The sequence below is a fragment of the Dyella sp. C9 genome (genome assembly GCF_003332825.1).
GTDB lineage: Bacteria > Pseudomonadota > Gammaproteobacteria > Xanthomonadales > Rhodanobacteraceae > Dyella.
In genome coordinates, this window is the sequence record NZ_QIRF01000010.1 from 136,628 (window position 1) to 149,737 (window position 13,110).

Annotated in this window: 7 protein-coding genes; 3 read left to right on the forward strand and 4 right to left on the reverse strand. The window is 64.3% G+C overall.

Features of this window, described 5'->3' with window-relative positions:
* Positions 1-11 precede the first annotated feature (11 nt).
* Both DVU99_RS13095 and DVU99_RS13100 read right to left on the reverse strand, forming a co-directional pair.
* Positions 12-956, reverse strand: a complete 945-nt coding sequence (locus DVU99_RS13095; RefSeq protein ID WP_198670308.1) for a DegV family protein — start codon at positions 954-956, stop codon at positions 12-14.
* 109 nt (positions 957-1,065) lie between these two features.
* The gene (locus DVU99_RS13100; protein WP_114240667.1) at positions 1,066-3,483 is read right to left on the reverse strand and encodes an acyl-CoA dehydrogenase; all 2,418 of its coding nucleotides are present in this window, start codon (positions 3,481-3,483) and stop codon (positions 1,066-1,068) included.
* Positions 3,484-3,686: 203 nt separating this feature from the next.
* Between DVU99_RS13100 and DVU99_RS13105 the strand changes: the two genes are divergently transcribed.
* The 3 genes from DVU99_RS13105 (at position 3,687) to DVU99_RS13115 (ending at position 9,670) form a co-directional block, all read left to right on the forward strand.
* The gene (locus tag DVU99_RS13105; protein WP_114240668.1) at positions 3,687-4,478 is read left to right on the forward strand and encodes an AMP nucleosidase; all 792 of its coding nucleotides are present in this window, start codon (positions 3,687-3,689) and stop codon (positions 4,476-4,478) included.
* Positions 4,479-4,823: 345 nt separating this feature from the next.
* Positions 4,824-7,769: a TonB-dependent receptor gene (locus DVU99_RS13110; RefSeq protein WP_114240669.1), complete on the forward strand. Its 2,946-nt coding sequence runs from the start codon at positions 4,824-4,826 to the stop codon at positions 7,767-7,769.
* A gap of 68 nt (positions 7,770-7,837) precedes the next feature.
* Positions 7,838-9,670: a tetratricopeptide repeat-containing sulfotransferase family protein gene (locus tag DVU99_RS13115; RefSeq protein ID WP_114240679.1), complete on the forward strand. Its 1,833-nt coding sequence runs from the start codon at positions 7,838-7,840 to the stop codon at positions 9,668-9,670.
* 37 nt (positions 9,671-9,707) lie between these two features.
* Here DVU99_RS13115 and DVU99_RS13120 read toward each other — a convergent pair whose 3' ends face one another.
* Both DVU99_RS13120 and DVU99_RS13125 read right to left on the reverse strand, forming a co-directional pair.
* Positions 9,708-11,363: a tetratricopeptide repeat-containing sulfotransferase family protein gene (locus DVU99_RS13120; RefSeq protein ID WP_114240670.1), complete on the reverse strand. Its 1,656-nt coding sequence runs from the start codon at positions 11,361-11,363 to the stop codon at positions 9,708-9,710.
* Positions 11,360-12,937, reverse strand: coding sequence for a sulfotransferase (locus tag DVU99_RS13125; protein WP_198670309.1), 1,578 nt, complete (start codon positions 12,935-12,937; stop codon positions 11,360-11,362). Before DVU99_RS13125 ends, DVU99_RS13120 begins: the two co-directional genes overlap by 4 nt.
* Between the last annotated feature and the right edge of the window lie 173 nt (positions 12,938-13,110).

Genomic DNA, 13,110 nt, shown 5'->3' on the forward strand with positions numbered 1-13,110 from the left:
GCCGCGCTCACTCAGAAGTCGGCGACATGCTCCTCGGCGGCGAAGCCAAGCGTCACCGCGCCTTCGCCTACGTTGACCATGCCGGTAATGCTCATCGGCGCTTCCATCAGTTCAACGCCGCATTCTTCGCAGGCCGTGCGCAGGGCGCCATAACCGGGCAGCTTGGGCAGCTCGGCGAGGTCACCGCCATAGCTGACCGAGACCACCGGCACCAGTAGGCCTGCATGCACGCGCTTGGCGGCATAGTTGAACAAGGTCTCCGCGCCGTGTTCAAAGCCGCGTACCTTGCCTACCGGGCCGGTTTCGCCACGGTAGCCGCGCAACAGCGGCTTGATGTCGAGCGCCGAGCCAAGCATCGCGCTGACCAGGCCTACGCTGCGGTCGCCCTTCTTCTTGGCGCGGGCGCGCAGGTAGTAGAGGTCGCGCGGCAGCATGTAGCCGTAGGAATTGTTGGCGATGTAGGTGAGCCGCTCGCGGATGGCGGCCGGCGTTTCGCCGGCCTCGATCAGGCGCACGGCCTCGACGATGGCGGGCGCGGAACCGGCGAACAGGCTGCGCGTGTCGATCACGCGCATCAGGAACGGGCCGGCGATGCCGTTGCGGTCGCGCACCTCGCGGTAGTTCTTCAACACCGCGAAGCTCGCCTTGATCACGTGGTCGTTGATGGCGCTGCGCGTGGCGGTGATGGTGAGGCAGAACACGCAATCCTGCTCGAGCACCAGCTTGTCGAGGAATAGCTTTTGCACGTCCTCCACCGAGCACGGGATGGTCTCGGCCGAGTGGCTGCGGTTACCCAGGTTGCGATCGAGGAAACGATGCAGCTCCACCTGGCTGCGGTCGTCCATGAAGACTTCGTCGTCGACGCGGATGGTGATCGGCATCACCGCGATGTTGTGCTTTTGCAGGAATGCCTGCGACACATCGCAGGCCGCGTCGATGGCCAGTCCCATCCGCATCGTGTAGCTCCCCCCGTGAATGGCGCGGCCAACATAGCATGCGGCGTGCTGGCTGCGGACCCCTGACGCATGGGCGATGCATCAGTCGCTTTCATGCACTGCAGCATGCTCAGCGCAGTTGACGGTAGGTATCGGCATCGAACGCATCGACTTGAACCACGGCGTCGCGCGCGGCATCGGCGTCATGCAGTGCTTCGTATTCCTCGCGGGTGATGATGCCTGCCGCCAGCGCGCGTTCGTCCAGTTCATCCTTCGGCGCCCGGTCCAGTCGACCGGCACGCACCGCGTCGCGCAGCTTGGTTTCCACCGGCAACGCACGCACCGCCTTGTCGAGCGCCGCTTCCAGTTCACCCAGGCCCGGTTCGTCCGGACCCGGTACATGGATGTCCTCGGTAAGGTGCAGGCGTGCCTCGCGGTCTTCCAGGATGGCGCGTGCGGCGCGCTGGCCCAGCAGGTCCGACGGCGGGCGGAAGCGCGCGCCCAACGGGAACACCAGCAGGCGCGCAAGGCCCGCAGCCGCTCCGGAGGGCAGGTTGTCCAGCACGCCGCGCAAGGCCTGTTGGGTGCGGTACAGCGCGAGCGCCACGGCCCAGCGCGCGAGATCGTAATGGGAGGCAAGCTTTGCTTCGTCGTGGTAGCGCTTGAGCGTTGCGGCGGCGAGGTATTGCCAGGCCAGCGCATCGGCGAGGCGGCCGGAAATCTTCTCTCGGCGCTTCAGTGAGCCGCCGAGCGTGGCCATGCACAGGTCGGAGACCAGCGCGAGCGCCGACGCGAAGCGGGTGAGGTGTTGGTATTGGCGGTGGAACTCGCTGTCGGCCGGCACACGGGCCAGCCGTGCTCCGCTCAGGCCCAGCAGCCATGCCCGCACGCCACGGGTAAACACGAAGTTGATGTAGCCGAAGGTACAGCGGTCAAAGGCCACCAGGTCCCGGGCGGCGATCGCGTCGATCAGCTTCTGCACCCAGGGGTGGCAGCGGATCGCGCCCTGCCCGTAGATGATCATGGAGCGGGTGAGGATGTTGGCACCCTCCACGGTGATGCCGATCGGTACCGACATCCACATGCGCGACAACGCATTGCGCGGACCGCGCTGGATCGCTGCGCCGGCACGGATATCCATGGCGTCGCTTACCACCTCACGCATGGCTTCGGTCAGGTAGGCCTTGGCGATGGAGCCGAGTACCGCGGGCTTCTCGCCGGCGTCCAGCGCCCCGCAGGTCAGCGTGCGGGTGGCGGTCATCAGGTAGGTGAGACCGGCGATGCGCGCCAGCGGTTCTTCGATGCCTTCGAAGCGGCCGATCGGCGTATCGAACTGCTCACGCACGGTGGCATACGCGCCGCAGATGCGCGTGGCCATCTGCGCGGCACCGACGGCAAGCGCGGGCAGCGAGATCGAGCGGCCGGCGGCGAGGCTTTCCATCAGCATGCGCCAGCCATGGCCAACCTGCGGCACGCCGCCGATGATCGCGTCCATAGGGACAAACACATCGTGGCCCTCGATGGGGCCGTTGGCAAAGGGCACGCCCATCGGGTCGTGGTGCTTGCCGATCACCACGCCGGGCAGATCGCGCGGAATCAGCGCGCAGGTGATGCCCCGGTCGACCGGGCCGCCGAGCAGGCCGTTGGGATCCTTGAGCCGGAACGCCAGGCCGATCAAGGTGGCCACGGGAGCCAGCGTGATGTATCGCTTGTTCCAGTTCAGCCGGAGGCCGATCACGTCCTGCCCCTCCCACCGCCCCCACTCGACCACGCCTTCCGATTGGGTGGCCGCAGCGTCCGACCCGGCCGCGGGGCCGGTCAGGGCGAAGCAGGGTATGTCGCGCCCGTCGGCCAGGCGGGGCAGATAGCGTTGCTTCTGTTCCTCGGTACCGTAGTGCAGCAGCAGCTCCCCGGGCCCCAGCGAGTTGGGCACCATCACCGTCACTGCGGCCGCCACCGACCGCGTGGCAATGCGCGTGACCACGCGCGAGTGGCCGAGTTCGGACATGCCCAATCCACCATAGATCTCCGGCAGCACCATGCCGAAGAAGCGCTCACGCTTGATGAAGTCCCAGGCCTCGGCCGGCAGGTCGCGCTGCTGTTCGACCTGCCAGTCGTCGAGCATGGCGCACAGGGCGGTCACCGGCCCATTCAGGAAGGCCAGTTCGCGTTCACTGAGCGGCTTGCACTGGAAACGCCGCAGCGACTCCCAGTCTGGCGTGCCGGAGAAGATCTGTGCATCCCACCACACCGTGCCGGCTTCGAGTGCGATGCGCTCGGTTTCACCCAGTCGCGGCATCACCTTGCCGAGCCTTGGCAGCAGAGCCCGGGCGAACAAGGTCCGCCGGATCGTCGGGGAACCGGTTACAAGTGCAACCAGCGCAACGACGAATAGCAGTCCATATATAAGGTGTGGCGACGCGGCACCGTCGACGGCCAGCGCCACCAGCAGCACGGCTGCCGCCGTGACCCAGGCCAACCACCCGCGTCCGATGAAGGCAAGGGCGAGCAGGGCGAACAGTGCGAGCAGGCAGCCGAACCAAAGCATGGCGGTCTCCGAGCCGGGAAAGGGGTACCGGCCATGGTGCGAACCCGGGGTTCAAGGAAATGCCAACGGCGTGCAGTCGACCCCGCTCGCGCCAGGGCGGACACCGGCTAAGATGCCTGCACTTATCTGGCATCTTGCCGGCGTGGCGTCGCCGGTAACGCGCAGCACTACCTATACGCGCTGCGCCGACCTCATGGGGTCCTATGAAGGAAAAGAAGGAAATCGTCTCCAACTGGCTGCCGCGCTATACCGGCACGCCGTTGGAGCAGTTCGGTGAGCACATCCTGCTGACCAATTTCGGCCATTACGTGGACCTGTTCGCCCAATGGCACGGCGTGGAGGTGCAGGGCAGGGACAAGCCCATGCCCAACGCCACTGCCGACGGCATCACCCTCATCAACTTCGGCATGGGCAGCCCCAACGCCGCCACGGTGATGGACCTGCTCTCGGCCATCCATCCCAAGGCCGCGCTGTTCCTCGGCAAGTGCGGCGGTGTGAAGAAGAAGAACGCCATCGGCGACCTGGTGCTGCCGATCGCGGCGATCCGTGGCGAGGGCACTTCCAACGACTACCTGCCACCGGAGGTGCCGGCGCTGCCGGCGTTCCAATTGCAGCGCGGCGTGTCCACCACCATCCGCGACCTGGGTTACGACTACTGGACCGGCACGGTGTACACCACCAATCGCCGCGTGTGGGAGCACGACGAGACGTTCAAGGATTACCTGCGGCGCACCCGTTGCATGGCCGTCGACATGGAGACGGCGACGATTTTTGCGGCGGGCTTCGCCAACAAGATTCCAAGTGGCGCATTGCTGCTGGTATCGGACCAGCCCATGATCCCTGAGGGCGTTAAGACGGAATTAAGCGACCGCAGCGTCACGGCGCAATTTGTTGAACGCCATATACGCATTGGTATTGAGGCTTTGAAGCTGGTTCGGCGCAATGGACGCAGCGTGAAACACCTGCGTTTCGAGGACGATGGCTCGTTCGACTGAAATTTAGACGGATCAATGGCCTGGCCCCGGAAACCCGTTCCGGGCCAGGCGTTCTTCACCATAGCTTCACTGGCTTTAAACGATGTTCGGCCCAACGCTGCCGGGGATGCCGCCGAGGGGAGTTCTTTCGATTATTTAGGCGGGTCGCAACTTAATGCGATAAATGCCATGACATAGTGTTTTCTTGCTGTATAGATTTTATTGACTATCTGTAAGTAAAGCGTGATAAATGCGCAGCGCTGTAGACCGAAGGTCTGCCCCTAAATCTTTGGGTGACTCGGGCGCGGGTTTGAGGCGGGGATTCTTTCAAACCCAGTCATAAATAAATAACGGGAGGGTGTTCTCATGAAGTTCGGGGAAAATAAACTGTGCACGTCGGTCCGCCTGGCGCTTTCGCTGGGCATGCTCGCTGCGAGCGCCTACGGCACCGCAGCTTTCGCGCAGGACGCGCAGCAGTCCAGCACCACGCCGGCACCGGCACCGGATCAGACCAAGAGCAAGACGCTTGAAACGGTCACCGTGACCGGCTCGCTGATTCGCCGCGTGGACGTCGAAACGTCCAGCCCGGTCGTCACCATCGACCGCGCGCAGATCCAGGCGACCGGCAAGCAGACGCTCGGCGACCTGGTGCAGCAGCTCCCGGCAATGACCGGCGGTAACGTCAACCCGCAGACCAACAACGGTGGCGGTACCGGTAGTTCGTCCATCAACCTGCGCGGTCTGGGTTCGTTCCGTACCCTGATCCTGGTTGACGGCCAGCGCCTGCTCAGCAAGGACCCGAACGCCATCCCGGCGGACGCGATCGAACGTATCGAAGTGCTGCCGACCGGCGCCTCGGCGACCTACGGTTCGGACGCCATCGGCGGCGTCGTGAACTTCATCCTGCGCAAGAACTACCAGGGTGCGACCTTCACCGCGAACGTGGGCGAATCCGACCACAACGACGGTGACCAGAGCGGCTATACGTTCACCTTCGGCCAGACGTCCGACAAGGGCAGCATCATGGCCGGCCTGAACTACAACAAGCAGGATGGTGTGGAGGCGGCCAATCGCGCCTTCTCCAAGAACACCATCAGCCTGGGCTCGACCGGTCCGTTCATCGGCGGCTCGTCCTCCACGCCGGGTGGCTTCATCCAGCTGCCGGCCAGCCTGGCCGGCAACTTTCCCGGCTGCGCCAGCGGCTTCATCTCGCTGAACCCGGGCGGCAATAGCCAGGCGGTGAATTCGTCGAATTACCACTGCTTTACCAGCGCCGACCGTTACAACTATGCATCGGTCAACCTGATCATGACCCCGCAGGAGCGCACCGGCGGCTTCATCAACGGTGACTACCACCTGGGTGATCACGTCACCGCTTATGCGGATGCGATCTACCAGAAGACCTCGTCCAGCTTCCAGCTGGCCCCGGCGGTCTACGGTACCGACACCACCGGCGCTTCCATTGCGGCGAACAACGCGTTCAATCCGTTCGGCGTCAGCTTCGGCACCAGCGGCAACACCTTCCGCTCGCGTCTGACCTCGAACGGCAACCGTACCGCTTCGTTCGGCCGCACGGACGCCCAGATCAACACGGGCTTCCGCGGTGACTTCACCGTGTGGGACAAGAACTGGAACTGGGACGTCGGCTACAACTACGGCCACGAAAGCGTCGTCACCACCACTGGCGGCCTGGTCGACCAGACCCAGCTGTACACCGGTGCGTCCACCATGGGCGCGAACGGCATCGCCACCTGCCCGTCCGGCATCAGCGAGGTTGCTTGCCAGTTCAATCCGTTTGACGTCAACTCGGCGGGTTCGGTCGCTGCGATCAGGGCTGCCAGTGTCACGGCGCCTTCGAACAGCTACGAGATCGAGAAGACCTGGCATGCCGGCATCAGTGGCGAGGTGTTCAACCTCCCGGCTGGTGGCGTGCAGCTGGCCGTCGGCTACGAGTACCGCACGGATTACGAGCACTCGATCCCGGCCCCGCAGCTGGTCCTCGACCCGCAGACCGGTACCTGTACGCTGGGCAGCCAGTGTCTCAGCGCGATCCAGGGTGGTTACAGCACCAAGGATCTGTATGCTGAAACCTTCATCCCGATTCTCTCGGGCCTGCCGGGTGCGCAGTCGCTGAACCTGACCATCGGCGATCGCTACTCGCAGATCCAGACCTTCGGCAGCACGAACAACTTCAAGTTCGCGCTGGAGTGGAAGCCGATCGACGACCTGCTGCTGCGCGGCACGATGGAAGACGTCTTCCGTGCGCCGGACCTGGCCGAGCTGTATTCCTCCGGTTCGGATGCTCCGTACCTGAAGTCGGATCCGTGTGACGGTTACACGGGTGCACCGGCGGGTTCGCCGCTGGCCCTGGCTTGTAAGAACGTCCCGACCAATGGCACGTTCGAGAACGTGTACGTGGCCTCGGCGACCCAGGCTTCGGTGATCACCCAGGGTGCTCGCGTGGCGGGCTTCGACGTCAAGCCGGAGCACGGCAAGTCGTATGACTTCGGTCTGGTGTACAGCCCCTCGTATGTGCCGGGCCTGTCGACCACCGTCGACGTGTGGCGCGTCGTGCTGAACGACACCATCACGAGCGTGGGCCTGCAGAGCCTGCTGAACCTCTGCGCCGCCGGCCAGACGGTGTACTGCCAGTACATCCAGCGCACGGCGTCCGGTGTCAACGCAGGTCAGCTGCTGCAGTCCACGGTCGAGCCCACCGGTAACCTGGGTAGCCTGGCCAGCAGCGGTATCGACTGGTCGGCCAACTACAAGCTGCCGCAGTTCTCGTTTGGCCAGTTCAACATCGGCGTGAACGCGACCTACCTGAAGTACTACACGCAGGAAACGGCGCCGGGTGTGTCGGGCAACATCACGTACAACGATGCTGGCCACTTCCTGCCCTACGGTTCCGCCCAGGCGGCTGCTTGCCCGGATAACGTCGGCGTCTGCTTGTTCCCGCGCTGGCGTGCCCAGGGCTTCGTGGATTGGCAGGCGGGTGGCTGGAGTGCCCAGTGGCGCATGCGCTACATCGGTCGCTTCCAGAACGGCGGTGCGGCCGACACGGTCCAGGATACGGCCCCGAACGGCATCCCGGGCACGGTGCTCAAGTACGGCGCGACGGTCTACAACGACATCTCGCTGGGCTACAACATCGCTCCGATCAACACCCGTCTGGACTTCGGCGTGAACAACCTGTTCGACAAGCAGCCGCCGCTGCTGTACGCGAACAACACGCTGAACGCCAACACCGACCCGAGCGACTTCGACCTGATGGGCCGCTACTTCTGGGCTCGCGTGACGGTCAAGTTCTAACCCGGTTGTATTTGGCGTTAACCTTGAAGGGCCGCGTGATGTTCACGCGGCCCTTTTTTTGAGTGGCCATGAGCGCTAGCGATTTTTCCCGGATCACCACGGCGATCCAAGCCGGTCAGCCTGTTTACGCGGAAGAGCTATGCCGGCAGGCATTGCTCGAGTACCCCCGCGATGAAAATCTCCTGTTGTTGTTGGCGGTCAGCCTGCAGATGCAGCAACGACTGCCTGATGCGCTGCCGATCTACGCGGAGTTGACGCGGCTGTATCCGGCGAGCAGCTTGCACTGGAACAACTATGGGGGCGCGCTGGTTTCGACCGGAAAGCCGGAGCAGGCGCATGCCGCGTTGGTGGAGGCGATCCGCTGCGATCCGGCCAATGCGATGCCCAAGTTCCAGCTGGGGCTCCTGCTGATTGACCAGCAGGACTACCTGGGTGCCCGCAGCCTGCTGCTTGATGCCTGCATGCTGGACAAGCAGTCGCCAAGGATCCGGGTCGGTGCCGCGAGGGCCTGTTGCCTTTGCCAGGATGCGGAGGGCGCCAAGGAGCTGCTCAAGCCCTGGCGTACCTGGATGCCGCTCAACGACGACGCCTTCCAGCTGGATCTGGCGCAGGTGTTGACGTTGCGCAACGACGTTCCCGACGCCGGCGAGGTACTCGAAGACCTGGTCGCCCGGCAGCCGGGCCATCATGACGCGTGCCTCTTGCTGGCGGCCATTTACGAGCGGCTCAACCGGCTGGATGACGCCGGCAGGCTGGTGGCGCCGCTGCTTCGCGCGGACTCCGGAGCCAACGACAGTCAGCGCAATGAAGCCGACCATCTGTTGGCCACGCTTGCGCTGCGCAGGAACGATTTTGCCGCGGCTGCGTCGCTGTTGGAACGCAGCGGGCCGCAAGACGACGATGACGCCGCCCACTATTTCCAGTTGGGGGCGCTATACGACAAGCAGGGTGACACTGCCGCCGCGATGAGGGCCCTGCACGAGGCGCATCGGCTTGACGCCCGGCAAAGGCATCTGGATTCGCCGGAATTTTTCTCGCCCGAATCGCCGGCCATGCCGGTCGAAGCGCCGAGTATCTCAGCCGAGCAATACGCTCGATGGCCGCGGATGATCGCGCCGGACGCGCATGACTCGCCGATCTTCGTAGTGGGGTTCCCGCGCTCAGGCACCACCTTGCTGGAACAGATGCTGGATGCCCATCCCGGCCTGCAGTCGATGGACGAGAACCCGTTTTTCAACAACCTCGGTCACCTGTTGCGCCAGCATGATCCAAGGATCCTCCAGGATCTCAGCGTTTTACGGCAATACGATTGCGATGAGCTGCGCAAGCGCTATCACCGTCTGGTTTCCGAGCGGATCTCCAGGCGCCCAGGCACCCGCCTGATCGACAAGAATCCGTTGAACATGCAGTGGCTGCCGATGATCCACCGCCTGTTTCCGGAGGCGAAGTTCATCCTCGCCCTGCGTCATCCATGCGATGTGATCCTGAGTTGTTACATGCAGTGTTTCCGTTCCAGTGGCCTGGCGGCGGCCTGCGGTACGCTCGAGCGCCTGGCGCATGCCTACGTCGAGACCATGGAGCGCTGGCTCAGCCAGGAGGCCATTCTCAAGCCGACGGTGATGCTGTCACGCTACGAGGAGCTGGTAACCGACTTCCCGCAGCAGGTCGCGCGTATCGCGACGTTCCTGGAGCTGGATGATGCCTCGCCCATGCTCAGCTTCGATCAGCATGCGCGGAACAAGGGCTATATCGGCACGCCCAGCTATTCGCAGGTGATCGAGCCGGTCAATCGCAAGGGTCTGGGGCGTTGGCAGAAGTATCGCGCCGATATCGACCCCATATTGCCGATCATCGAACCCATCATGCGGCATTGGGGCTATTCGGTTCCGGCGGGCGACTAACCCAGCGTGCCGCGATGACGGCACCAGTGTGATGCCCTCATCCACCCGCTCGTGGAATGCGCGACAGTTCGGGCAGGTAGCCCGCGTAGTCGCGCCAACGGCCCGCGGATCGCGTGTAGACCGGTTGCCGGGCCTGCCAGGCACTGGCCGTGCTGATCCCGTGATGTTTGCCGGGTGGGGTCGTCGCTTCCTGGTCGGGTAGGCCAAGCCAGCTCGCCAGTGCGCTGATGGTCTCCGCCGGCGCCGTCACCAAGGCTTCGTAACCGACCGTACGAATGGAGTCCGGATAGCGCTTGCCCCAGTGGGCCATCAGGCGGCGACAGCCTTGAATGACGGCAGCGATGTCGTCGAAGTCATAGGCATAGTCATGCGCCTGGTCGTGGAATGATTGGGTCCATAACGACAGCGCGGTGTCGCGCGCATCGCGCTCGCAATGGATGATCCTGGCGTTGGGCCAGAGCGACAGCACCAGGTCGACATGCAGCAGGTTCAGCGGCTGTTTGTCGATGAACCAGCGAGCATTCGAATCGTCCTGGCGGAGTTGCGTGGCATAGAGGGCGGCGGCCTCCTCGAAAGCACTGCGTTGGTCGAACCTCGCTGTCGACAGGCGTTCCGCGATGACCTTCAGCCAGCCCAGCTCGCCGCGGTTGCACACCATGGGGTGTCGTGCCAACAGTTCGGCGAGCAGGGTGGTGCCGGAGCGCGGTACCCCGACAACGAAGACCGGGATCCACCCAGCCGGCGCCGGCAATGCAAACGGGTAGGGTGCCGCCGCAAGCCGGGCTTCTATCAGGCGCTTCCAGTGTTTGCGTGACCAGCTGCCCGTCGCGTGCGCCCGTGCGTTGGCATCGCGCAGGTAGCGTGTCGCCCGGGCGTAGTCGCCGATGTCGTCGTAGGCCTTGCCAAGCGCGAACAGCGTGGTCGTGCGCGCCTTGTCGCTGAGCTCCGGGCGCGCCAGCGCGGCACGAAACAACGCAAAGTCCGGGTGCTCTGCTTCCTTGTAGCGCTGCAGGCCGGAAAGGCCGATGGGAATGTTCCATTCCAGTGCGTTGGCATCATTGGCCAGGGCGAATTCGTAACGTTCGCGCACGCGCTGGAATTGGCCGAGCTGGATGCCGAGCATGCCCGCGTAGGCGTGGACGCGAGGGTCCTTTTCACCCGCGGCAATGGCAGCTTCGCAGATGAGGGATGCCTCGGACGGACGGCCATAGTCATCGAGCAGTTCTATGGCCTGAATCAGCGTATCCGTGTCCTGCGGACCAGGTTCGAACGGTCGCAGCACGGCCTCCGCTGCCGCCTGGACCCGGCCTTGTTCGCGCAGCAGGCGTGCCAGCAGGAAGCTGGCGGGTATGTCCCTGGGGTGGTTCGAAAGCCACTGGCGCAGCAAGTGCTCCGCCTCGTCCGGGCGTTGCATCTGCCAGCACAGGCCGGCCAACCCTAGCTGCAGTTCTGCGGAGCCGACATGGCGCGTCGCGCCCCTCGCAAAGACCTCGAGCGCTGTTTCGAACTGGCCGTCCAGCACCAATGCGCGCCCGCAAGCCAGGCAGTCTTGTTCGTTTGCCGTCGCCAGCTGGTCAAGCAGCTGGCGACGGGCAGCTGCCACCGATCCGAGTACGGATGCTTGCCGGTAGGCCGCTAACAAGGCCTGGGCTCCGGTGGTTGCGTGTCTGGAGTTGCCCGCGGCGCCGGTCATGACGAAAAGGGCGGGAGGTCCAACGCCTTGCGAAGTGGATCGAGCAGGGCGCCGTAGCGATGCGAGCGGGCGGTGTCGCGCCGCAGCGGCTCACGTACTTGCGTGGCACTGGGTGACCGTACGTGGCGAACGGTGTCATGGAAGTGCAGGCAGGTTTCCTCGTACGGCAGCTGGCAAAACGCCAGCAGTTCACGGATCTGCGCTTCGGGATTGGCTACCAGTGCCTCGTAACTGTTTTCGCGGACATGTCCGGGATGCAATGCTGAACTTCGTGTCACGCTGCGATCGAAATCCCGCCAGAATTGGGCCAGGTCTTCGAACGTGCGCGAATAGCCGTTATTCGGGTCCAGTGGCTGGCGATAGCAGGAAAAGCAGGTTTCCAGCGGGTCGCGCCGGCACACCACGATGCGCGCCTGCGGCAGCATCGCGCGGATTGCACCGATGTAGATCCAGTTGTTGGGCAGCTTGTCGGTGAATACGGGGCGCTGGCGCCGCCACTGGGCCGTGCGATCCATGTACTGCTGGCCCAGGCGCTGCCAGTCGGTCGGCTGCATGTCGCCAACCCATTGGGGAAATGGCTTGCCTCGCCGCCTCGACTCCTCCGCCAGGACATGTGGCAGGTCGACCAGCTCGCCCGAGCCTTCCACCCGCGAATGGGAGGCAAGGATCTGTTCTACCAGCGTCGAACCCGAGCGGGGCAGGCTGACGATGAAGATGACTTCGCTGCCCAGCGCGGCTGGCGATGCTGCCGGCGGGGTAGCAAAAGCATCGGATATGGCTGCCACATTGCTCGAGAACGCCCTGGCATTCCAGGGCTGGCTCCGTTGCGCGATGGTTTTGGCAGCAGCCAGGGCGCCCAGCGATTCGGCGTAGCGGTCGGATTCGTCCAGTGCCTTGGCCAGTGCAAAGCCGATGGTGATGCGGTCGAGCTCGGTGGCTTCCGGGCGTACGAGCGCAGAACGCATGTGATCGATATCTTGCTCGCTGAAGCGTTGGGTCCGCAGATCCGCCAGTCCCCACCAGGCCAGCCCTGCGGTGGGATGGGTAGCGATCAGTCGTCGGTATTCCACGGCGGCTTCGCTCACCAGGCCGCGCGTGCGCAGGATGTCGGCGAGCTGTGCGCGGGCGAGCGTGTGATCCGGTGCGAGCGCGATGGCACGCTGCAGCGCCTCGGTGGCTTCTTCGTTGTGCACGCACTTGATCAGCATGACACCAAGGTTGTACCAGGCCATCGCCAGGCCCGGCTGGAGCTCGCAGGCCCGGCGCAACGCGGTGATGGCTGCCTCGAATTCACCCGCCGTGGCCAGCAGGCTGCCCAGCGTGTTGTGGTAGGCGGGATCCTGGGGCCGCTGTGACAAAGCCTGGCGCATCGTGCCGATGGCGTGGCCATGCTGGCCACGCAGGCTCAGAACGCCGGCCTTCATGCGCAAGACCTCGGGATGGCCGGGGTAGCTGGCCAGAACCTGCGTCAGGTGCCGATCGGCCTCGTCTACCCGGCCGGCATCAAGCGCCTGCCCTGCGATCATCACCTGCTGGACGGCGTTTGGGGCAAGCCCCTGCAATCGCGAATTCATTCAACTCCCCGAGCCTAGGTTATTGCCTGCGCCGCGCACATTTCTGCGAATGATTCGAGGCACGCGCGATTCGTCGAAACATGTCTATTATGCCCACTAGCACGGCGGCGAAGTCCGCAGCATTACCTCGGGGCGCGTCATAAGGGCTGACTCTTATACCGATCTCCGAGACC